The organism is Paraglaciecola sp. L3A3, from assembly GCF_009796765.1.
GTDB lineage: Bacteria > Pseudomonadota > Gammaproteobacteria > Enterobacterales > Alteromonadaceae > Paraglaciecola.
Map to the genome: position 1 here is coordinate 3,346,174 of NZ_CP047023.1, position 24,417 is coordinate 3,370,590.

A 24,417-nucleotide genomic window follows, 5' to 3' on the forward strand; every position below is an offset into this window, starting at 1 on the left:
TCAGGAACACGCATTCCCTATGGCCTATATAATTCTCTGTGTACGCTTCACCTATATTGTTCATCCGGTTGCGAATACATCGCTGATAAGTATCTCACCAATCCCAGACTCCGCCATAGGTGCAACACTCGATACAGGTGGTTGGCTAAGCCTTACCTGACAGGGACTTACACCCTGCAAGATGCATCAAGCTTCGCTTGACGCACTAACGCTACATTCAGTTACTTGTTCGCTACAATATTTTGTTGTGTGATTTAAGAAACTTCAAAAATAGTTGTTCAACCGTCTTTATTGAAGAGTTCAACCGATGATCTCCAGAAATCAAATGCAATGAACAATCAATAATTTTTGCCTGTTTAATTGAATTTTCTACTGGGATTATGTCATCAGACCAACCGTGCACAATTTCTACATTTGTTTCATTACTATAGGATTGCTTTTTATAGCCTTGCATAAATAAAGCTGGTGCTAATAAAAAAACACCTTTAGCGATAACTTGCTCTGAGGCAACTAAAGAAACGTAGCCGCCCATACTTGAACCAACAAGTAAGAATTCATCTTCCGCGTTTTCTAATACACTTATTAAGCGTTCAACTCTAAGATCAGGATCTAGTATGTCAGAATAGTCGATGCTATCAACACTGTATCCTTGGGCTTTAGCTACATTTGCAAGCCTGGTTATCTTACTTCCCCAAGGGCCGCTTTCTTTTCCATGAGAAAAATATACTTTCATATCAATCCTTATTTAATTTAAACAGAAAGCTGATTATGTAACAGTATCAATAACACTCGCACACTACACATATTTAATGGTAGTAATCTGTCATATAAACAATGAATTAAAAAGCTTTTTGGATAAATTCGCTATCGTACAAATCTGGTAATACTGATACTTGTCAGTAATTTACCCTATGTATTACGCAAATATATGTTTGTCTCTTGAATGTTGGCTATATGGTTTAAAGGTTTGAATAGAGTAGCTAAAGTAAAAGCTGGAAATTGCCCTAATACTAACAGCTTAGTGAAGCTGAGAGGGTTAACCTTTGCATGTCAGAGCAAGTCTAAGCGACTCAAAGTTATGACTTTTAGCTTAGGCTACTGTATCCTATAAATTCGACTGTCAGTCTCTTTTTAACATGACTCTAGCATTCTATTTTCAATACTAGAGGCATGCAGAAGATAATTGTGATGAATGTCTACCTAATTAAGCCCCTGTTTCATCATCACAAAAGATAGAAACTTAACAGGCTCAAAATCATATAAATGGCTTAACAAAGTAATAATTAACCAGAACTCCGGTTAATTATTCTCCGAAACGATAAACGACTTTCAAAGAATCATCTACTTCAGATTCCAAAACATAACCAATTGCTTGCTGTGAGCCTTTTAACTCAGCTAGCATCTCGTCATTTGTTTTAAAGCTGCTTGGCGGGCTGGCACGTCCAGAGAATAATAAACGTGACCAATAGGTATTTATTTTGGCTTCGCTTTTATTGACTAACTCTTGATAAAATTGCTGTTTTTCAGAACTGCCAGATATACGATCCAATGGATAAGCAGAACTGCCATTGGGGAATGTTTTATAACGCCCCATGAAGATATCAATAATCTGAGTTTTACTTAAAGAATCAATAGGATTTTGTTTGTTCACCACTACAACTATTGCTTGGGCAGGACAGCCTAAGGATAATAATAATAACAAACTTGCTGTTCGAATATTTAATAAGCGCATATCAGAATATCCAGTTAACATTTAGGCTAACCACATTAACGGTCTGGCTGGAATCAGGTTGGGTATTTACCTGCCATAACGCGAAGCCGTTATCTGCTACCACGCTTCGATCCACTTGTAATTTAGCAATCATTGTAGGCGAAACTTGCCATTTGGCACCAACACCGAAAGTGTGTTGTTTAATCCTACTTTGGTTTAGCTGTTCTCTAAGCAGAGGCTCAAACGATTTAAGTATTGCGACTATTTCAGCCGGTGCAGCAGGTGAAATTTCTCCAATACTATCACTGAGGGTGCCCCCAGTAGGCTCAATTGCAGACAGTATGGAGAAGTAAGTAATATCTTCAGCTTGATAACCTAAGCTTACATAACCTGAAACGTTATCTTGTATTATATCCCACAAAGAGTGGCTTGCACCAATTTCTAATTGCACTATCCACGGGTCATTATCGTATTGGTAGCCCAAACCATAAAACTGTTGTTTTTTGCCATGGTAGTCAAACCTTTCCTTAAGGACCGGTCCTCCAGGCCAAATATAAGGTGGAAACTGTTCAATTGCTTGATCCAAAACGGCTAGATCTTGATCATCTCCAAATTCTTGTATTTTTGCGTCCAGAAACGATGCACGTACTTGCCATTTATTTTGTTGATAAGATATTGATGCCATCAACATATCGTCAAATTTAACATCGACTTTAGTACCTGGTCTGCCGATAACAGCCTCTGTTTCGCCAAAGGCCAATTTAACTTGTAAAAATCCTTCACCAACTGAACGTTTGTAAAGAACATCGGCTCCTTGAAACTGGGATACGGTTGAAACATGGGCATAAAATTCAGACGGTGGACGAGCCCAAGGATAAGCATAACCTACTGATCTGTATTCGGATAAAAAATAAATATCGGTATTCATGCGCCCTGCACGAAATTCCCAGCGCTTGGCTAGACTATAACGAAGAAAGCCCACATCTATGTAATTAAGGACTTTATCGTCTAATTTATCACGAAAAACAGCTTGGACAACGGCATCCCATTGAGGGTTAAATTTAATATTAGCCTGAGTGCCAATTAAAGAATCTGGCGCCAGTGAAAAACCAGTTTTTCCAGCAACCTTATAGTTTGAATGAAATCCAAGCTCTTCACTATCGTTGTAGATTGCTCCTAAGGTAGCAAAACCACTAAATTTAACCATGTCATCCGATGCCATCGCATTCGCGCTAACAAGCGTGTTTAAAATTATTAGATAAGAAAAGGTGGATAGATACGCACTTAAAAATTTTAGCATAATTAACAATCAACTCATTGAATGGGCTTTATTTTATTTGTTTGTTATTAGCGGCAATCATTTTGAGTAAAAACGACATGACAGCATTAAACTTGGTAACAACTAGGCTCTATGATGTTAATGATTTGATTGTCAACGTCTATAGATATGTCTATTACAAAGTTTACGTAACACAAGTATTTGTCTCGATTATATATGACTCTGACTTAATTTATTCAATAAATATAAATTAATACTGTTTAATCATAAATAAAATGTTGTTAATTCTATTTCAGGTCGTTTCTCAAGCAGATATGTGCTGTTTTCAGTACTGTTGCGACAGATGATGCACGAGTTCCACCACTAGCTCAACGAGTCCCTGTTAAAAAAAACTCATGACCGACCGTATGGCTCATACCAATCTAGCTAAATAATTGATTGAAATTGCTTAACAAAACGCCAGTGTGGAAGCATATTAGATAAGCTCCATTCAGCGTTAACAATGAAGCATCGACACAAAATTTAGTGTAGGTCGAAGAAATACCTAATAAATAATTTTATTGCGGCCACTATTTTTTGCTTGGTATAATTTTTTGTCGGCTTGTTCAAGTAACGCTTCGGCTGAAAACGTTGACCTGTTGTTGGTCATGACCAATCCAAAACTCATTGTTATATTTTGTTCATCAAATACAGGATGAGCTGCAAATTCTTTTTGAATGTTATTGAGCCTTGCCATTACTTGCGAATGTTCCATATCAACAAATACTAATACGAACTCTTCTCCACCATAGCGAGCGACAATATCGTTCGAAGATCGTGTGTGTTTTTTGAGGTTTTTAGCTACCGAAATTAAAGCTTCGTCACCGAGTACATGTCCAAATTGATCATTAATTCCTTTAAAGTGATCAATATCACCTATTACAACCGCCAGTTGACGTTTGTTTAACTGTGCTGATTTAATTGCCTTATTAAATGCTTGGTTGAAACCTCGTCGGTTATATAAAGATGTTAGCTCGTCGGTAATAGCACTTTCAATTAGGTTTTCATTTTCGTCTTGCAGATGTGAGGTTCTTTGCGATACTTTGTCTTCTAAATTTTGCAATGTATCCACAAGATTACTCGCCATTGAATGTAATCCTTGATTAAGGGAGTTGATCTCACTGATTCTGCTCATTGGCTGCGGTAGCTTCAGAATACTTTCAATTTTTTTATCATTTGCGGCATTACTAAGCGCATGAATTGGTTTACCTATGTACCAAGCAATTGCTGAGCCAATTAATGCGATACATGCGAACAAGACAAGGGTAATAAATACGGTTGTTTGTGTATATTCGGCTAAGGCAACTTCATGGTATGCAGCAGGCATTAGTATCCCAACCAACCATGTTTTTTCATGTCCAAGTGCCACAGGAGCAAGGTGATATAGGTACTTTTCTCCATTCAGATTGAGTTGATAGGAGCCTATTTCCAGGTATTGACTTGCCAATTGAAGTAATTTTTCAGGGTGATTATGCAGATAAACACGTTTAAGACTGTCATCTTTACCTCGATACAAATCATCTTTACCTGACGTTGCGATCAATGCGCCATTTTTTTCGGCTAAAAAAACATAAGCTTTGTCGACTAAATCTAAAGATTCTAGATATCGTTCTAATTCAATTAAGGCAACACTTGTTGCCGTCACACCTAGTAGTTTATTTTTCTTATCGTATATTGGAACCGACAAACCAACGCCCAAAATACCATTGCCGTAATAAGGATGTATATCACTCCACACCACTTTATTTGCTTTTATCGCTGCGATGTAAAACGGGCGAGATCTGGGATCATAATTAAAAGTAGGCTCTGTTTCTATTTTCGAGCCAATTATATGTATTGGATCAAATTCGAAAGCTTCCATTGTGAATACGTTATTAATAAAGTTTGCCGCTATGTGATATGGGTCCTTACCTTGAGGATCATGTGATGAAGCAATATAGCGTCCATCGGCAGTTGCAACTGAAATGAAAGTCATATGCGGGAAAGGTACGGCTTGTTGATACAAGGTAGGCGCTATAGGTCTTAAATCATCGAGTAATTCAGGATGGTTAGAAATAATATTTCGGTTAATATCTACAAGCCGAATTAAGGGCAAAGTGACATCGGTTACCCGATCGTGGATACGGTGTTCGACTTCTTTTATATACTGAAGCCCCACATTATTAGTGATATTTGTAATTGTTACAGAAGAGATCAGGTACATAGTGATACCTGAAATCATTGCCAGTAGCACAAAGGGTATAACAATTAGCCAGCGTAATGGAATTGACTTCACTGATGAGTAATCCAATTGATAATCTTCGTAAAAATAAAATAAACGTCATTTTGCATAATGATGAAATACACAATGCCTGATACTTGCTATATTAGCTCTTTTTTATATCTTTAAGGGAGTGAAGTCGCTTATTTTTTGTATAATCATCAATTGTTTTTACATAATTCAGAATTAAAAATGCCTCCTATTACGGGATAAACCAATTTTAACTATTTTTTATTTATGTTAATTATGAATATCAGGTCCAATTATAATACTTCCCCTTTAATCTATTGAAAAACCTTGTTTCATCTCGTTTATTATATTTAATAAAACAGGATGTAACCTTGGCCTAAGAGAGTCCACTAAGATAATATACGACTCAAATTTATCATTTCAGCAAAAAGTTAATTATTACCTTGAATATCTACACGCTATTTTATATTTTCTTAAATTTTCTATCGGTCAATCAATTACGTTTGGCATGTATAAGCTTACTTTTTGTATTCGGCATGGCTTCTGCCGTTATTTCGCCAATCACTCCCGCGAAAGAAAGATACATTCAATTATCTCAGGTACATAATGCAAGTAAAAACGATTGCGCCTATAAAAATTTAATGCAAGCCTATACCTCTATTGGTTATCAATTAGAGTTTTTAATTTTACCCGCCAAAAGAGCACTTGTAGAATCAAATGCAGGGTATACAGATGGCGAAACGGCAAGAGTTCAAGGCCTTGAAACAAGTTATCCCAATTTAGTAAGAATTCCTGTGGCAATTTGTCATATGAAGCAAAATTTGTATGCTTTAAAATCAAACGAGACAATCCGACATGCTCCAATTAAAAACCTAAAATTAGGTATTTTAAATGGAGGTTTCTATGTAGAAAAAAAATATACTCAATACAACCCGATTCGGGCTATTAATAATGAACAACTATTCAACTTATTAATGAAAGGCCGAGTTGACGCGGTTGTCATGAGTCCAAGTGTATTAAAAAAGGTGTCGAACAAAAAAGAAATCGACTTGCTTTTTAAAATCGAAAAATTTACTCCAACTGTTCCACTGTTTCACTACCTACATAAAAAACATAAACCCCTTATCCCGCAGATAACTAAAGCTCTACAGGAGCTTGAAAAATTGGGATTCGTCGCCGAGGCGATAAAAAACCATCAAAAATAATTAATCTCCCGATCAAAATAACAAGACGATTCACAATGAATTATGTGTAATAATGAAAATAGGAATATTTAATTATGCAAAAATAAGTTAGGAGAGAAGATAATTATGCAAAAAAGAGATTTAGCAGACTGCCATTTTCCGGTGTCAGATATATTTAAAAAAGTCATGACAAAAAGCGACTTTGAACCTTTCAAATTATCTTCCGAGCAAGTAGAACATTTCCATGAATTTGGGTATCTGACCAATGTTAAAATATTTGAAGAAGAACAAGTCGATATTTTACGTCAAGAATTAACTGAAATAGCCGATCCTTCACACCCAAAACATGATTTGTTTTATGAATTTCATAATAATCAATCTACCGATCCAGACACAGTATTATTCCACTCTCTTGGCCACTGGCGAATGACGCCTGGATTTCATGATGCCTTATGGAACCCTGCCTTTACCCAAGCAGCCAGTCAATTACTCGGTGATAAATCAGTGCGTTTTTGGCACGATCAATTATTTTGCAAACCTGCAAATCATGGTGGAGTCGTGGCTTGGCATCAGGATTACTCCTATTGGATCAGGACAATCCCTATGCAACATTTGACTTGTTGGATTGGTTTAGATAACGCCACAACTGAAAATGGTTGTTTAAATTACATACCTGGCAGCCACAAATGGGGATTATTAAAAAGATTAGAGCTAGGTGGAGAAATGGAAGCTATTTTTGAACAGCTGACAGAGGAACAACAAGCGCAAATCAAACCCGTTCCTATGGAATTAAAAAAAGGTCATGCCTGTTTTCATCATCCTTTGATGTTACATGGTTCTTTCGAAAACAAATCACAGCATAGTCGAAGAGCTCTAGTTCTAAACGTATTTGCAGATGGCACACAAAGTAATAGCGACGACGTTATGTTAAGAGGAACCAATATTAACATTCCTAAAGGACAAAAAATGGACGGCAAGTTTTTCCCACTTTTATATCAAGCTAATAACTAAACATATCAAGTTAATTTAACGGCAACATATTTCCCACTCAAAATCTATTTTGGGTGGGATTGAAGTACCCTCTCTATTTACTCATCATCTAATTTATTCCCGCGACATATTCAGTTATTCTACTCTGATGAACTTTACTCTGGAGATAGGTTATCAAATATTATTCCACCACAGCCTTAGCCAAACGTCTCGAACTCGCCCCTAAGTATTTATTCGCAAAACTTGTCGAAGTGAATTACATAGTACGAGAATCTGACAAATGGCAACTAACAGCAAAAGGCAGGTTAGCCGGTGGCAGAATAAAAAGTTCGGTAAAATTGGGAGATTACATAGAGTGGCCTAGCGACTTTGATTTGAGCAAACTCCCTTGTCAGCAAACACCTGATACTCCCATTGCCATGGTAAGTTGCACAAAATTAGGTAAAGAGATAGGACTTACCGCGAATAAATTAAATCTTCTATTTTCAGAACTTGGTTGGATTAATAAAAGTGTTAAAGGCTGGATCACAACTGAACAAGGTATTCGTCAAGGTGCACAACAAAAAGAAGATGCTAAGACGGGTATTCCTTATGTTATCTGGCCTGAAAATATCATTGAATCAAAATTATTGATAAGTTCAATCCAAGCAGTGACAGATTTAAACACTCTCAGTTCAGCTGGTTTAGAACAAGGTTATACCACTCTAGATGGCCATTTTGTTCGCTCAAAAGCAGAGGTATTAATAGACAATTGGTTGTATTTAGCTGAAGTCGTTCATGCTTACGGAAGAAAACTGCCCATTGAAGAACAAGCCTATACTCAGTTTTATCTTATCTCAGGCAATATTTATATAGAATATTGGCCAGATATTGACGAGTTAAAACATCAAGCACAAAAAGCCAAAAGATTAGCTTTATACCAAAAATACGGATTAAAAATCATCCAACTCAATGACCAAGATATTCAAAATATAGATGAGGTCTTACCCCGCTTATTATTAAAACTTGGGGTGCAAGCCTATTAACTCGATAATACCTGACACTTAAGGATCAATAATGCAAATACACCAGCTCAAGGAAGACTTTGAGCTGGTTTGACTTTTTGTTTAAAATTTTTATATTTTAATCAAGGTAACATCACATGTGGCATAGTTAACGACACTGTTTGCGGTAGAGCCAAGCAGTGCTTTAAGGCCTCTTTTAGAGTGAGTACCGATCATGATTAAATCAACATCTTTTTTCTTAGCCAAAGTGCAAATATGTTCGTAAGGTTTGCCTACTTTCACGAAGCGATTTTTTTTAGGAACCGAATACTTGGCGCACAACTCTTCCATTTTAGGAATAACATCTTCCATCAATTCTTTTTGATAATCTTTTGGCAACATATTCTGAGGAATAACATTAATAACAAATAACTTAGCATTGCATAATTTGGCAAGCCCAGCTGCTTTTGCCAGCACCTCTTCCCCTTCTTTTGATGCTTCGATTGGACACAGAATAGTTTGGTACATGCACAGCTCCTTTAACACTTCATTGATTCAGTAAAATAAATTCTATTTATTTTAATAGACAAAAGCTATATAAGTTCCCACTTTATACAGAGCTCCACCACGATTCAAGTTAATCTAAACAACAATTGTTAAGCCACTAAAAAGCAAAATAATAAAAGTAAAATGAAGATCAAATATTGTAGTTCCTAATGGTTATCTAAAGAGTAACAACCCATTATTTATGCTTTATTTTGAATATACATTTTACGATACATACCCGGCGCTATATCTAGGGATTTTTTAAATCGTTTGGAAAAATTAAATACATCGCTATAACCCACCTGTTCACCTATTTGTTCTAGGGTCCAATCTGTATGAGTTAATAAATATTTAGCTCGTTCCATCCTTAAAAAAATTAAATGCTGCACTGGACTTCGACCAAATTCAGTTTGAAACAATCTATGTAAATGAGGACTAGAATAGTGAGCAATATCGGCCATCGCCTCAACAGTCCAATTATAATGTAATCGTTTTTCCAGCTCTTGCTGCAATTGCCAAATGCGCTGGGATTCTTGGGAGCGAGTAGACACAGGACTTAAACTAGTATTGATATAACTTTCTAACTGAGAAAAAACAGACTTACGCAATAAAGGCTGTGGCTCATAATAAATCAAACTGAGTGAATGATAAATTTGTTGGGTGATTTCACAAAATTCCACATCAGGACGGCCTTTAATTACCCTGTCCCATTGATGCCCCTGCTCTATATGGAACCAAACAATATCTAGATAAGCAGCTGTTAACTCCATAATAAAAGGTTGGCCAGCTGGCAAGGTAACGAGATGGCAGCTGTTAATGTTTTTTTGACCAGATTCAGTGGTTAATTCCAACTCCCCTCCCACGACATAAATAATGGCATGCCATTCAGGGTTTGAGCGGGCAACTTTATAATTACCGGTTAAATTTGAGGCCCCAGAAATTGAACAAGCTAAACGTTTTAGTTCTGGAGTTTTGTCACATTCAACAAATCTTTCATCACATTCAGGACCAATTTCTAATATATCTGGCCATTCACTATTTTTCGACATTTTATTAACACTCTTACCAACAATGATAGTAATGGATAAAAAACATGATAGCTTACCCCATAATCAACAATCAACTAAGTCCGTAAACTTGCCTGCAATCATTACCCAGAGGAGAATTTTATGACAACTATTGAAATATTAGGTTTTACATCAGCGTTTTTAACCACGTTTTCGTTTCTTCCTCAAGCAATACAGGTAATAAAAACTAAAGAGACCGAGTCTTTATCTTTAGCTATGTACAGTATATTTACCCTAGGTGTTGCTTGTTGGTTAGTCTATGGTCTCGTTAAACAGGACAGTGCGATGATAGTAGCGAACATGATCACGTTAGTTTTATCATCTTGTATATTATTTATAAAAATTTTTAATGATATGAAAATTAAACGCGCTAGATTATTAGAATAATAACATTGATAAAATGAATAGACGGGGCACTTAAAAAAGACTCCGGTCTATTCTTTTAACCAACAAATTACAGTTAAGTTATTAAAAGACAGGTTGTTGCTGATATAACCATTTTACTGCCTCCACAAACTCCTTGCCCCACAAAGCTTCGTTGTGCTCTCCCCCCGCTACTCTCTTAAAAAGCATATTTTGTCTAGGGTGGCCTTGTTGTTTAAGTTGACGTTGCATTGTGTCACTGTCGGCAATCATCCCGTTGCCTTCATTATCGCCAAACATCACATATAATCTGGCATCTAATTTAGCTTTGTTAAATTGACTAAAAACATAAACGTCTTGTGAATACCAATATGAAGGTGAAAATATTCCAGCTTTGCTAAACACCTGCGGGTATTTGTGCACCGCATAATGTGAGATCAAACCACCCATATCGCTACCCAATATGGCGGTATTAAGACGGTCGGATTTGCTACGAAAGTTAGTGTCTATATACGGTTTAACCACATCTACAATAAAGTCCATGTATTGTTTTCCCTGAGCTTCTCCAAACCTCTCATTTGTCCAAGGTGATAACTCATTCATACGGTGTTCGCTGCTGTTATCAATACCTACCACAATAAACTCTATGCCTTCATCTGCGGCAAGCTGATTAAGTGATTCATCAATACCCCATTCCCCAGCATAAGCGGTAAGGTCATCGAATAGGTTCTGCCCATCGTGCATATATATAACCGGATAAGATTTTTCTGTTATGTCGTAACTAGGAGGTAAATATAAACGTACTGTTCTTTGCCTATCTAAGCCTGGCATGACAAATTGATAAGGTAGCACCTGTACATTTTTACTGGCGCTAGCTTGCTTTACTGGCTCACTACAAGCACTCAGGAAACAAGCAACAAACAAAATATAAAAAACAGAATATAAAGAGTATCTCATAATGGCGGAATAGATGATTGAATGGGTACAAAAGTGAACTCTATCAAACCTAAATTTAGCTTTTTTATCAAGGCATATTTGCCCTGAATAAATAAATGGGTTCTACAAACAACAAATTCGCAGAGGATTAATCACATTAGCACTGTATATTTTTAACAATTAACATTATGATAACCTCAATAAATCGATTAGCTCATAAAGCTAAGTATTAATATTGTTAACTAAAAATTTGGTAGTAACACATGTCTTCACCCACTAGAAATGCCTTTTTATATGCTTTAATTGTCGCCTTTGGCGGTTTTGTTTTTGGACTCGATATAGTGCTTATTTCGGGCACAATCAAAGCCATCACCACAGAATTTGGTTTAAGTGCCTTGGAAGTCGGTTCTATTGTCTCAGGTCCCGGTTGGGGCGCTCTAGTTGGTTTAATTTGTACCAGCTATTTTGCCGACAAATTTGGTCGTAAAAACACGACTATAGTGATTGCCGCTTTATACACCTTATCTGCTATTGGTTCTGCCTATGCACCCAGCGCCACGTTCTTATTCTGGGCAAGGTTTATGGGCGGGCTAGCATTCGCATCCTTGTCACTCGCTTCTATGTATATAGGTGAAATTGCACCAGCTAAATCTCGTGGTAAATTAGTGGGATTAAATCAACTGAATATCGTAATAGGCATTTTTGTCGCACAAATTTTAAACTACTACATAGTTAATACCACCGAACAAGGAGCTGAATGGGCGACAAGTATTGGTCTTAATGCAGAAACGGCATGGCGCTGGATGTTAGGTGCAGAAATTATTCCCGCATTATTATGGTTTGCTGCTTTATTTATTGTGCCTGAAAGTCCACGTTGGTTAGCGTTAAATGGCCAAAATGACAAAGCCAAAGCGTCTCTCAGAAAAATTACTGAGCCAGAAGATTTAGATAAAGAAATCAATGAAATTGTCCACAGTTTAGATGACACAGATCACCACACTTTGTCATTACCGCAACAACTAAAATTACTGTTTTCTTCGAAGATGAGACTCGCCTTAATCATAGGTGTAGTAATCACTATCATCCAACCAATGACAGGTATGAATGCTGTACTGGCTTATATGCCAACCATTTTTGCCCAACTTGGTGGCAGTGAAAGTTCTGCTTTTGGACAAACCATGATGGTAGGTGGTATTGGCTTATTCTTTACAGTATTAGCTTTAGTGTTTATCGATAAATTAGGCCGTCGTCCTATTTTATTAGGTGGCTTAAGCTGGGCAATTCTTAGTTTGGGCATAGTCACTTTAGGCTTTTTTAATGCCACATATATGATCACACCTGAAACATTACTGTCGTTAAAAGACATAACAGATTTCAATCTATTACAACCTCTCGTCAATGTAGAGTTTGCTTCTGATGTGGACTTTAAACACGCTATTGAAAATCTAATCGGCCGTGAAAGTTTAGTTAAGTATGAAAGTGATATCATGACAGCGGCAACCTCTATCAATGGCTTTATGGTGTTACTGGGTATTATTAGTTTCCAATGTGCTTATAACTTCTCACTAGGTCCAGTAGTGTGGATTTTATTATCTGAAGTGTTCACCACTAAGGTACGTGCGGTAGCGATCCCATTATGTGGCTTTGTGGCAAGTGTATTTGGCGGCATAATCGTGCCCTTGTTCTTCCCTTGGCAATTAGAAAATATGGGCGCCGTATCGACTTTTTCTGTTTATCTAATTTGTTGTTTTGTTGGGTTAATCTTTGCCTTTAAGGTGATCCCAGAAACCAAAAACAAAAGCATTGAACAAATTGAAATTGAACTGGCTGGTAAATAACAGCTAACCTAGGCTTTACTTCCAAGTAGCCAGCACATTGGCTACTTGGAATTATCTTCCTTTCCTGCAATATCATTCCCTATGCAATTTAAACAAATATAAATTCTCTATATGGCGAAACTAATAAACTGTTATTATGTGCCCATATTAAGTGACACCTAAGGCATTAAAATGAAAATCCTGATCAGAAACCTAGACCGAGAAACCACTGAAGAAGAGCTTAAAGCAGCTTTTGTAACCTTTGGTGCGGTGCAATCTTGTGCCATAGTGAAAGACAAAAGCAGTGGCTTATCCAAAGGTTTTGGCTTTGTAGAAATGCCTAAACCTGGTGATGCTAAAGTGGCGGTTAAAACCCTAAATGACTCTATGTTGGGCGCCAATAAAATTCGCGTTAAATACGCTCAAGATAAACCTGAAGCCACGGCAGATACAGACAAAGCTTAATTATCCTGAATACTGAATAAGTCTAACCTCTCAATAACGCTCTTTTTGTTCCTAGCTATAGTCGATAAGAACGGCTTTAGCCAATGCCTCAGGTTACTCATAGTGTCAACCTGAGGTATGTAAAAACATAGAGGCTTGCTAATCAAGTAAAAATATATGTGTTATAAATCAAAACCTCGAGTTTTGAGCAGTTCCAAAACCTCTCCGTGTCCATGCACATAAGAAGATAAACGAACTTTTTTACCCGATTTAAAGCTAAGGGTATACCAGTACATTAAAGCATTAAACTTAGCCGAAATAAGGTTATCCCAGTCCTCTTTTTTAGCGCCTGTCCAAGTTATTAAAAACTCTCTTGGGGGAGATTTTTAATATGGATGGCTTGTTAAGGTGTTATGACTATTTCAACAGTTTTTTATATTTACGGGGCTTACGCCTTTTAGGTTTTAATATCTTAAGTCGTAAATTTTTAATTAGCGCTTTGCTTTTATCCGCTGCGACCCGGGCGATGACTTGCGAAGTACCATCGCCGTTCGAACCCGTACTGTATTGCTGAACTACGCCATCGGTCTGCCATTTTTTTCCGTCAATGCTGCCTTCTATGATAAAAAAGTAATCATAACCCAGCGCATCATTGCGCTGAAAAGCAAGCCCTACATATTGACCTTGCGCGTCACTCACGTCAATTAAATGAGGTGTCTGCTGTGCATTGGGAGAGTTAGGATCGGTTGGATTTGTACCAAAAACAAATTCGTGAAAATTGTCGATACCATCACCGTCAGGATCAGCGAAGGCTTCTGAAACTGAAAATTTGTTCTCAAACGCGTCCGATAAACCATCACCATCTGCATCGGCTGGCGGTAATGGCGCTTCTGAATCTGTATTATAAAGATTATATTGGGCCAGCATCGGCTCAAGCTTGGCTTTTTCGGCCAGTAACTTGGATTTATGTTCACCGGCTGGAAGATCGTCAATTTTAACAAAACTGTGGTAATCGGCTGGCGTCTTGGTTGCGTCGTACCAAACACCGTATCCATCTTTGAGCACCTTATCATTACGTATCATTTGGGCATCGAGGCGCATCGCATAAATATAATCTCGGTGCTTGCCTGTCTTTTGGGTCAGATAAGGCCACATGCTTTGGCCATCAAGCTTGTCATAACCTGCAGGAAATTCAAAGCCCATTATGTCGGCCAGTGTGGGTAAAACATCCGTCAAATCAGCTTGAATATTCTGTCGCCCCTGTACCAGATCCTCTACACCTGGCGCATAAATCACCATTGGCACATGGGGGCCTTTTTGCCGTTCAATCGAAGCTTTCCCCCAGCCTTGAGTGGCATTATCGGCGGTGAATATAATCACGGTATTTTCAAGCTCGTCCATATCCTGTAGCTTTTGCAGGTACTGCCATAATTGGTAGTCGAGATACTCTAGGTGGTAACTGATCCCTTCAGGCGTGATATTTTTTGTTTTATAAGTACCATCTTTTTGCAAAATATATTTTGCATCGGCTCGGGTGTAGGTTCCAAACTCACCTTTGTTTGGGTCATATGAGATTTCAGGTGTGGGTACCCATTGGGTAGGATTGCCTTTAACAGCGGGATCACGGGCGGTATGACCTAGATGAGGTGTGTGATAGACAAAAAATGGCTTTGCCGATGCTTTTGAACGATCCATAAAATCAAAAATGTACTCCATCTCCAGATCTGGCGCGTAATCATTCAATGTGGTTTTAACATATTTATAGGGTTCATCTGGATAATCCGGATAATTGATCAGCTGTATTTCAGGCCACCAATAAAAAGATTTATGATCCCAGTGTTTAGGATCAGCGGTTGTAAATATCTCGTAAGGATTTTGATTAGGCGTTCCAAACGGATTCCACCCTGCACGTTTAGTTTCGGCAGGATTAAACACCCCCTCATTAAATCCCATACTCAGCAGATCGGCCCCATCTGTATTATGAGTTTTAGAAACCCATATATTTGCATACCCCGCATCTCGACTCATATTACCTAGGGTAATAGGTGCACTCTGATAGGCGACATATTGGGTATGACTATTGGTGCCCATATGACTGTTATCCCAATATTTATTTTGATGTGCATAGGTGCCGTTCATAATTTGAACTCGTGTAGGCTTACATATAGTACTGGCCCATACCGTTTCAATAAAACTGCCACCTTGAGCTGCTATCCGATCTAGTACAGGTGTTTTTGCTCGGCGATCGCCATACCACTTGGTCGACTCATAGATCGGAAACTCTCTGGCACTGATATCGTCTGCCATAACCAAAATCACATTCATTGGCTTTGCCGCAACATAGCCAACAAAAGATATACCCAATAGCACTAGCAATACTTGCTTCATACACCCTCTTCTTATATCAACTTTCTAACCAGAACTAAGAATATATGAATTCACTAAAATTTTTTAATTTATTTATATTTAAAATAAAGAGTTTATATAAAAACCCACTATTCCAGAAAAACCTATAACGTTTTTACATGGGTAGCTTGTGAGGCTATGTGCTAGGCACATTAAAACATTCGCGGGAAAAGCATTCACTTTCTTTACTTTGGTTAAATTATTACTAATCAGTTTTGAAGAATAACGATGACTGGGCAAAACCATCAGTGCCAATCCAGAAAAGGCTAAAACAAACCAAAAAAGTAAGTTAAACCAATAACTTATAGTTTCAAAAAATGATATATTAACTTTAAGTATGCTTTGTTCTTAGAGTAAGTGGGGAAGGGCTCTTTTAAAATGCACAAATGCAAGCTCTCCATTTGTACTTTTATGATCTTGAATTACAGCCAAGCTTAGTGTGCTTTGCACATGCTTTTTACTTTCTTCCGCGACTACAAATTCCCCATCAAATTATTGGCTTGTCAGATGGCCAGATATGGACATCTGAACAAGGCAATCTTTTTTAGCTGGGAGCGGCTTAATACCGCTCTGACATAAAGACAATTATTTGATGGAATAGGAATTTGTTTGGAGCACAGCATTTTCTGGTTACTCTTTTTTGCTGTTGAAAAAGAGTCACTGGTGCGGCATGGATGCCGTATCAAAAACATCATGGATGATGTGAACGAAGTGAATAAAGTGAGCACCGCGAATACTCTATACGCGAAGCGTATGCTCTTGTGTGCCCAGCACATAAAAAAGCCGCTCAATTGAGCGGCTAAAATATTAATAAAATGAAGTTATTGTACAAGGGTTACCAGTACAGTAGGAGCTGATGGATCAGGCCCTGTTACAGTAAATCGATAGGTGCCGCTTTCAACAATATCAATGGTCATATTAGCGCCCTTAAAACCCAAGGTTTTAGGAGTATCTACCATCACACTGCTGTTTTCTTCACCTGAGCCTAAATCCACAGTAGCCCAATCGGCTGAAGCCACTTTAAACTCATAACTGCCTGGTTCTATGGCTATTTCAGTTGAGTAAGAGCCTACACCATCAAATATCACAGGATTATCTTCACCCCAGCCATTTAAGCTACCGCGCACAAATACTGTGGTGTCCCCAAACATCTCGGCATCAAATACTGAAATACTAGGCTCAGTTAAGTTAGATGCGTCGAATACAAAAGTATAGGCTCCATCTTGTGCCACTGTGATAGTCATATTACTGCCACTAACTCCTAAGGCTTCAGCTAAGGCAATGCTCACGTCAGGGTCTGATTCTGCAGAGCCATAATCCACTGTCGACCAATCAGCCGAGGCAATTTTAAATTCATAGCTACCCGCTGATAATTCGATAGTTGTAGAGTATTTACCGCCTATTGCATAATCCATTGGGTTATCTTCACTCCACCCATTTAGAGTGCCACGAATAAATACAGTAGTGCCGATAAATGGTTCTTCGTGATCAACAGTTAACACTGGGGCATCAGTGTCACTGGCATCAAAACTAAACTTCAGTGTAGAGTCTTCGGTTAAAGTCATGGTTAAGTTAGACTGACCTCGACCCATGACTTTATCAACACCTAAAGCCACGACTAGGTCGTCTGAACCATAGTCAACAGTAGACCAATCTTCAGATGCTATCTTGAACTCATAATCACCTGCAGCTAGGGATATTACGCTTTCGTATACGCCATCACCCACATAACTTGCTGGATTGTCAGTACTCCAACCATTTAGGCTGCCGCGAATGTACACAGTTGTACTACCAAAAGGCACAACGTCTGGTGCACCTGCCGTAGCATAGGCTGATAACCCCATACCTTGACTACCCATTTGTGGTTTAACAAAGATAGCAGTGGTCAAAGCCGGTACTGTGAAGGTACCTTCGCCCTCTCCTTCAACAAAGTTTGCAGCACGTACTACTGAATCAATAGAAGCAGCTTGAGTACTATGTAACTCAAAACCTGCAGCAGTAGCCACAGTGTGAGACTGCTCTTGGTAACTGGTGTTTACTACTACCACTATAGCGTCGTGCATCGGGTCAAGATCGGCTCTAGGTAAGGCGTCGTCGGCTGACATTCCATCATCAATACTCATGACCACTAAACCTTGAGTTTGACGTTTACCGATATTATGAAAGCCCAACCTATCAATAATATCTTCACCTGTGGTGAGTCTAAATAGCGCTGAACTGCTACGAATGCTCAATATTTCATTAAACACTTCCGAGGCAAATTCAATTTCAGTCATGCTAACGGCACGCTCAGGACTGTTCATGAATAAGCCAATTTCGTTCCAGCGGCTTTCATTGTCTTCGGCTAGCGGTAAACCTACGTTCCAGTTATTAGTTTGCATAGTGAAATCCACATAACTAAACCAATCACCCGAGTCATAGGTATTTCTGTCCATAGATTTAGAGCGTATAAAATCTCCACCTAATTGTAAGAATGGAATACCTTGCGCCACCAACGGAATGGTCGCGGCAACGTTTTGTGCTCTAACACGCTGAGCTAAGGTTAAGTCTGTAGGTAAAACATAGTTCAGCTGATCCCATAAAGTCTCATTATCATGCTTAGATACATAATTAATGATGTCGGCAGGATCAGTCGCATAGCCACCTAAACTACTTGTTTTAGAAGCAACACCATTAAAGTCTTCCAACACGTAGTCAGTCAAAGTGCCTGATAAACTCATTTTTAGGTTATCTTGGGCAGACATCGCACCGTCGCTAGGTTCTTGACTAAAAATTAAACCTTGGCGCACAGCTTCACGAATTCTATCGTTATAGGTACCTATTTCGGTGCCAGCCATATTCGGTTGATTAGCTTGTTCGTAACCTCTGTCTGTACGAGTCCAACCTTCACCATAAAAATAGTTATCTTCATCTAGTTCAGTGATGGCATCACGCAAACGCACCATGGTTTGCTTGCTAGCTTGACTCATAATATCAAAACGGAATGAATCGAATTTATATTCAGTGGTCCACAATGCTAATGAATCAAGCATTAGTTTTTCCATCATTACATTGCGTGGTTCGGTATCGTCACAGCAGGTTTCACGCACGATTGCACCTGTATCAGTTTCGTACCTGTGATAGTAACCTGGCACCACTTTATCGAGCACTGATTTACTGAATAAACCAGAAGCATTGGTATGGTTATAAACTACGTCTAGTGCCACACGTAAACCAATTTCATGTAAAGCTTGGTTCATGGCACGCATTTCTTTGATACGTGTGACGCCATCAGCATCAGAGGCATAACTGCCTTCTGGTACATTAAAGTGGAAAGGATCATAACCCCAATTGAATTGGTCAACACTGCGCATCGCTTGGGCAAGCTCCTGCGCTTTGCCGCCTTCAGACACAGTATCAAAGCTTGCATATAAATCGGCTAAAATCATAGATTCAGAGATTGACGCATCATCACAAATATCTGCGTCTTTGTTCAATTTACATAAGTCGCCAAAGGTACTGGTCATATCCACTACTTTGCTTGTATCTTCTTCAATACTGGCAATGTCATTAGCTGGTAGCATATGGAAATGAGTTAAACCATGTTCTGCCAATTTACGTAAATGCTCTACAGGTGCGCTGTCTTGCTCTGTAAACGCTAAGTATTTTCCGCGATTTTCAGGACTTGTACTTTCATCTAGTACACTGAAATCACGAATATGACCTTCGTAAATCACTGCATCTTCGAAGTTTTCTATGGTAGGGATAATATGACTGTCCCAACCTTCTGGTTTTAAGTCTTCATCAGCTAAGTTTACAAATTGAGAAAAACGACTGTTGGTAGACAAGCTAACCGAGTATGGATCGGTGACATTGAGTACTTGTACACCTTCAGCAAGTGGATGATAAACCGTCACTTCAAAACGATATAAAGCGCGATCTAATTCGTCACCACCAGTGTAAGACCAAATACCAGTATTAGTATCAAACTCCATATCATGGGTATTGGCTAAGGTTTTATCTTGATTAAATATTTTTAATTTTACACTTTGAGCTGTGGGTGCCCACACTGCAGAAGTTATAGTACCATCATCATGATAAATAGGACCTAGTTGAGCTTCATCTGCATCCTCTTCCCCCGTTGTAAACAACTGGTCAATCACGTTGGCCATTTGAATACCTGTGGCGCCATTTAATTTGCCGTCGGTATCATAAGAGGCTAATACCGCCTGAGTTTTAATTACGGCTTTTGCGTCATCTGCAGTCCAGCTGCCTTGATAAGCAGGTAAATCAGCTAAATGGGGAGCGATAGCTTTTTGTTCTTCGGTCAAGTCTACTGGCTCTAAATCAAGCATCGCGCCACTCATGCCAGTCTCAAGACTAACGGTAAGGTCAGCGTCAGGTGCATAATGTAATTTGGCATTGGCAAATGTAGATGGGTCAATGTTCCAAACTAATGTATTGGCGTCTAGCCAATGTGCCGCCTGCCCTTCAATTTTAACCGGTTGCTCGCCTAAAGAAGCAATCGGAAATTCAAATATCGAAGCCACCCCAGAAAAAGTAAAGTTCATGCGAGCAAAGTCAGGATCATTCTGAGAAAGAGGCATTTCAAAATTATTCCCGCCCATTTCTTTACCGTCGTCGTCAGTACCAATATGAATAATAAAATTACCACAAGCGCCCACTGTACCGGCGTATCCTAGTTTTAAATCTAACACCCAGTACGCACCGTAATTAGGATCAACTCCATCATGCACTCGACCGTTAGCCCAATCGGTGTCTCCATCTGCATAAGCGTTACAGTTGTCATCGCTCCAAGTATGTAATCGATAACCTTCATAGGATGGATCATTACTGGAGTTATCCGCTCCCACTGCCGCCCGGTTATAATACAAAACAGCTTGATCTACAGCAGGCGACACGAAAGGTACTGGTGCAGATGGATCAGCACCCACTACACACCCATCATTGGTTTCATTAGCCACTGTGGGAGGATCACAAGGAAAAGGAGGCGGTGCCACACAAGCGGTAGCCGCTGCATTGGGTACCATAGGTACATCACAGGTTAGCAATTGATTGCTACCTGTTTTTACGTCTGAGCCGCTACAAGCAGCTAAGAATAAAGCCGTTAACACAACCAGTATTAAACTGCTCGTTTTGCTTTGTTTAAACATTCTGCTAAACATGAATAAATGCTCCGATGTTTTTTGTCTTTGCTTATGATTTTTTGCCATAGTTAGCAAAGAAATCACCTTAATTAGTGCTGAGATTGAATGTTTCATAATGAATATGTCACCCCTAGGAAGTACTGGGTACCAAAGAACTGGATAGTGCCGGTTAGGTCTTCTTTACCAAAATAACTACGAGTAGGCTCATCAGTTATGTTGTTAATTTGAAACACTACCCCTAGATTGTCGTTCACCTGATAAGACGCTTGATAATCCATCACAACTTCAGAATCAAAGTTTACTACCTGCTCATTCACAGCTACCTGCTCTGACACAAAAGCATCGCGAAAACGCGTACTTAAGCGGGTTTCGAACCCTTCGTATTCCCAAAACACCGTGGCTTGGGCGACATTTTCAGATAAGCCGGGTAACTGAGTAGAAAATACTGAGCTACTTAAGGTACGAGTGATTTCGCTCTCTGTATAAGAGTAACTAGCACTGACACCTAATCCAGACCAAGCACCAGGTAAAAAGTCGTATATTTGTGTATAGGTCAGTTCAAGGCCTCGAATATAACCACCCTTAGCATTATTTACCGCTGTTTCGTACTTGCCGTTTTCAGTCGGTACGGTAACAAACAACTGCTCGCCATTTGTGTCAGTAGCTTCTACCGCTTTAGCGCCCGGGCTGTCGGGCTCTACAAACACTGGCACTTCAATACTGTCTGGGAAGATAAATCCGTTACCAGCAAAGTCGTATGGGTCTATAGCGATGTCTTCGATAAATGATTGGATATCTTTATAGAAAAGCGCGGCAACAAATGCCCCTTCTGTTTCAGAAAAATAATACTCATAGGACAAGTCATATTGATTGGCATAGAAAGGGCGTAAGTAAGGACTGTTTTTACTTGAACCACTGACTTTCGCAGTTTGCGAAGATAACGTAATTTGGCCGGTATCTGGGTTTTGACTGGCGGTTACCGTCTCAATATTGGTAGTTGAGTTAGCGGCGAAACGATTAATAGGTGCACGCCCCATCACTTTAGCCGCAGCAAAACGTAGTTGATGATTTTCGGTTAACCGAAAGTTTAAATTTAACGATGGTAAATAATCTGTGTAGGTGTCACTTAAAAAACCTGGCGCATAGTGATCATTGATCAAGCCCGCGTCGTCAGTAATATATTGCGCACCCAGTTCAGCATCGCCTCGCACATCAATCACTTCACCCGTATCAGGATCCACAATATCTTTGGTGGCTAATTGTAAAACCGTTGAGCCTTGCTCGGTTTCAATGCGGCGAATACCAATATTACCGGTAATTGGTAATCCAGCAATTTCCATATCCAAGTTGGCCATAATATAAGCGGCTGTCACATCTTCTGTCACGTCACCACTTTCTTGTAGCGACCAAGCGGTATTTGGACCATCTCCGTCTGTGGGGCTATTGATTACTCCTGGGTGGCCTGTACCCCAAGTTTGCACTGGTTGTGGGATCCCTTCTGGAAACCAAGCAGTTAAGGCCGAATCTAAATCAATAGATGGGTAAGACGGAAAGTAACCAAACTCCCCTTGCCAATCAACAATTTCTACCATGTCTGAGGTTAGACGTAAAGGCGGCTCACTAACCGAAAACGCCGAGTCATTACCATATTCAAATACAGAGCGATCATTCGAATACTCACGCTCAGAATGACGTACACCAAATTCAATTGAGCGCACAAAATCGTTATCTAAGCTGTACTCTAAATCAAAACGAATGGCTTTTGATTCATCTTCATTTACAAAAGGGTAAATACCATATTTACTGACCATAGCGCGGTCAAGATCAGAAAACGCAGCAGCTTGATTAAATGCGATATCGGGTAAATTCAAGCCATTAAGGCCGTAAGTAATCGAAATGTTTTCATCAAATTGTGGGCTGACCGAATTAGCATCTTCACTCACTAAACTCCACAATAGTCCATTTCTAAAATTGCTTTTCGCTCTAGATAAGCTCACATCAACAGATAAATTCAAGTTATCAGTGGCTTGCCAATCGGCATTCATACCAAAGTTAAATACTTCATCTGAGTCTTGGTTATCATCATTCACCAACTCGACTCGAGTAAAACTGCCTGAGGTGCGATTAAAAGTACCGCCAATTACATCGTTACCCGACAGAACTGGATTAGTAATTGATGTTTGCGCACCGCCTAGTTTTACCCTAAAACCACGGGCAAACTCTTCTGATTCAAATTTAGATAAAAACAAATCGGTTTTTAAGGTGAAGTTATCAACAGGCGCCCACTCAATTGCCGCCATGTAACCATTTCGCGTTTCTTCGCCACCTTTGTGCTGCATCTCAAAACCTTCACTGATTTGTTCATAACCAGCACAAGGATCTGTGGCTAAACAGGTATCACTAACATTATCAATATCGCCCTCAAGCCCATCTACATCTGCTTCAGCGTTATAGGCTAAACCGATAAACTGAGTTGATACGCTGGGTTGAAATAAACGGGCATAACCAAGGGCAACACCTAAGGTATCATCGAGAAATTTTGCTTGATATGAAAAACTGAATCTATCACCAAATTCAGTGGCGTCTGATACTTCGCTGGCTCTGTCGTTATACATACCCCGAGCGTTAAAGCTAAGTTTGTAATCTTCATCAATACTCAACGGACTGGCTGTTTGCAATTCAACAGTACCAGCAACCCCACCTTCAATTAATGACGCTTTAGGTGATTTATATACTGCTGCTGAGCTAATGAGTTCAGAAGGATATTGGTCAAATTCAATAGACCTGTCACCACTAGTCGACACTTGCTCTCGGCCATTTAACGTAGAAAAAACAAAATCTCCGGATAAACCACGAATATTAATTTCGGCGGCCTGTCCACCAGTACGTACCGCAGAAATACCTGGTAATCGTGTTAAGGCATCTGCCATTGACACATCAGGTAAACCACCCAAGTCATCAGCTGATATTTGCTCAGATACAGTGTCACTGAAACGTTTTTGATTGAGTGATTGAATCAAACTTGTAGCGAAGCCAGTGACTTCAATACGTTCGATATCACTGTTTTCTTGACTGGTGTTAGCTTCTTGCGCGCTATTACTTGCTTCTTGCGAGCTGTAATTTGCTTGTTGCGCATATAGAGGCGAACTTATAAACGCTAAACCACTGGCGAAAATCGCACTAGTAATTAAACTGGGTTTGAATTTTTTCATCTATGTGTCCCGTTTTTGTTATGTCTGGTTAATGGCTGCATAGCTTTCGCTCACACAATCAAC

Annotated in this window: 16 protein-coding genes; 6 read left to right on the plus strand and 10 right to left on the minus strand. The window is 39.1% G+C overall.

The features are described from left to right. Window positions 1–232: 232 nt before the first annotated feature. The 4 genes from GQR87_RS13905 to GQR87_RS13920 all read right to left on the minus strand — a co-directional run bounded on the left by GQR87_RS13905 (window position 233) and on the right by GQR87_RS13920 (window position 5,304). Window positions 233–733, minus strand: coding sequence for a YqiA/YcfP family alpha/beta fold hydrolase (locus GQR87_RS13905; RefSeq protein WP_158970301.1), 501 nt, complete (start codon window positions 731–733; stop codon window positions 233–235). Window positions 734–1,303: 570 nt separating this feature from the next. Further along, window positions 1,304–1,732 carry a hypothetical protein gene (locus GQR87_RS13910; protein WP_158973020.1) on the minus strand — a complete coding sequence of 143 codons (429 nt, stop codon included), beginning with the start codon at window positions 1,730–1,732 and terminating at the stop codon, window positions 1,304–1,306. 1 nt (window position 1,733) lies between these two features. Then, window positions 1,734–2,918: a hypothetical protein gene (locus GQR87_RS13915; protein ID WP_233267270.1), complete on the minus strand. Its 1,185-nt coding sequence runs from the start codon at window positions 2,916–2,918 to the stop codon at window positions 1,734–1,736. A 616-nt stretch (window positions 2,919–3,534) separates the two neighbouring features. Then, window positions 3,535–5,304, minus strand: a complete 1,770-nt coding sequence (locus GQR87_RS13920) for a diguanylate cyclase (protein WP_158970305.1) — start codon at window positions 5,302–5,304, stop codon at window positions 3,535–3,537. Between the two features lie 491 nt (window positions 5,305–5,795). Between GQR87_RS13920 and GQR87_RS13925 the strand changes: the two genes are divergently transcribed. The 3 genes from GQR87_RS13925 (at window position 5,796) to GQR87_RS13935 (ending at window position 8,458) form a co-directional block, all read left to right on the plus strand. Then, window positions 5,796–6,464 carry a transporter substrate-binding domain-containing protein gene (locus GQR87_RS13925; protein WP_158970307.1) on the plus strand — a complete coding sequence of 223 codons (669 nt, stop codon included), beginning with the start codon at window positions 5,796–5,798 and terminating at the stop codon, window positions 6,462–6,464. Window positions 6,465–6,569: 105 nt separating this feature from the next. Continuing rightward, window positions 6,570–7,454 carry a phytanoyl-CoA dioxygenase family protein gene (locus tag GQR87_RS13930; RefSeq protein ID WP_158970309.1) on the plus strand — a complete coding sequence of 295 codons (885 nt, stop codon included), beginning with the start codon at window positions 6,570–6,572 and terminating at the stop codon, window positions 7,452–7,454. Window positions 7,455–7,684: 230 nt separating this feature from the next. Continuing rightward, window positions 7,685–8,458 carry a glycerol kinase gene (locus GQR87_RS13935; protein ID WP_233267271.1) on the plus strand — a complete coding sequence of 258 codons (774 nt, stop codon included), beginning with the start codon at window positions 7,685–7,687 and terminating at the stop codon, window positions 8,456–8,458. Window positions 8,459–8,548: 90 nt separating this feature from the next. On the opposite strand, the gene GQR87_RS13940 is transcribed toward GQR87_RS13935, so the two are convergent. Then, on the minus strand, window positions 8,549–8,944 hold the full coding sequence (locus GQR87_RS13940; RefSeq protein ID WP_158970311.1) for a universal stress protein: 396 nt from the start codon (window positions 8,942–8,944) through the stop codon (window positions 8,549–8,551). Between the two features lie 218 nt (window positions 8,945–9,162). Continuing rightward, window positions 9,163–10,011, minus strand: coding sequence for an AraC family transcriptional regulator (locus GQR87_RS13945; RefSeq protein WP_158970313.1), 849 nt, complete (start codon window positions 10,009–10,011; stop codon window positions 9,163–9,165). 120 nt (window positions 10,012–10,131) lie between these two features. On the opposite strand from GQR87_RS13945, the gene GQR87_RS13950 reads away from it, so the two are divergent. After that, the gene (locus GQR87_RS13950; RefSeq protein ID WP_158970315.1) at window positions 10,132–10,416 is read left to right on the plus strand and encodes a SemiSWEET transporter; all 285 of its coding nucleotides are present in this window, start codon (window positions 10,132–10,134) and stop codon (window positions 10,414–10,416) included. Between the two features lie 81 nt (window positions 10,417–10,497). Here the strand turns inward: GQR87_RS13950 and GQR87_RS13955 are convergent, their stop codons facing one another. Then, complete coding sequence (locus GQR87_RS13955) at window positions 10,498–11,349, minus strand: alpha/beta hydrolase (protein ID WP_158970317.1); 852 nt, start codon at window positions 11,347–11,349, stop codon at window positions 10,498–10,500. A 242-nt stretch (window positions 11,350–11,591) separates the two neighbouring features. Between GQR87_RS13955 and GQR87_RS13960 the strand changes: the two genes are divergently transcribed. Both GQR87_RS13960 and GQR87_RS13965 read left to right on the plus strand, forming a co-directional pair. Continuing rightward, window positions 11,592–13,166, plus strand: a complete 1,575-nt coding sequence (locus GQR87_RS13960; RefSeq protein WP_158970319.1) for an MFS transporter — start codon at window positions 11,592–11,594, stop codon at window positions 13,164–13,166. 171 nt (window positions 13,167–13,337) lie between these two features. Continuing rightward, window positions 13,338–13,610, plus strand: coding sequence for an RNA-binding protein (locus tag GQR87_RS13965; RefSeq protein ID WP_158970321.1), 273 nt, complete (start codon window positions 13,338–13,340; stop codon window positions 13,608–13,610). A 396-nt stretch (window positions 13,611–14,006) separates the two neighbouring features. On the opposite strand, the gene GQR87_RS13970 is transcribed toward GQR87_RS13965, so the two are convergent. The 3 genes from GQR87_RS13970 to GQR87_RS13980 form a co-directional block, all read right to left on the minus strand. Continuing rightward, window positions 14,007–15,977 (minus strand): sulfatase-like hydrolase/transferase, encoded by a 1,971-nt coding sequence (locus GQR87_RS13970; RefSeq protein ID WP_158970323.1) that lies wholly within the window; start codon window positions 15,975–15,977, stop codon window positions 14,007–14,009. Between the two features lie 839 nt (window positions 15,978–16,816). Next, window positions 16,817–21,148, minus strand: coding sequence for an alpha-1,6-glucosidase domain-containing protein (locus GQR87_RS13975; protein WP_158973022.1), 4,332 nt, complete (start codon window positions 21,146–21,148; stop codon window positions 16,817–16,819). Window positions 21,149–21,252: 104 nt separating this feature from the next. Next, the gene (locus GQR87_RS13980) at window positions 21,253–24,354 is read right to left on the minus strand and encodes a TonB-dependent receptor (RefSeq protein WP_158970325.1); all 3,102 of its coding nucleotides are present in this window, start codon (window positions 24,352–24,354) and stop codon (window positions 21,253–21,255) included. Between the last annotated feature and the right edge of the window lie 63 nt (window positions 24,355–24,417).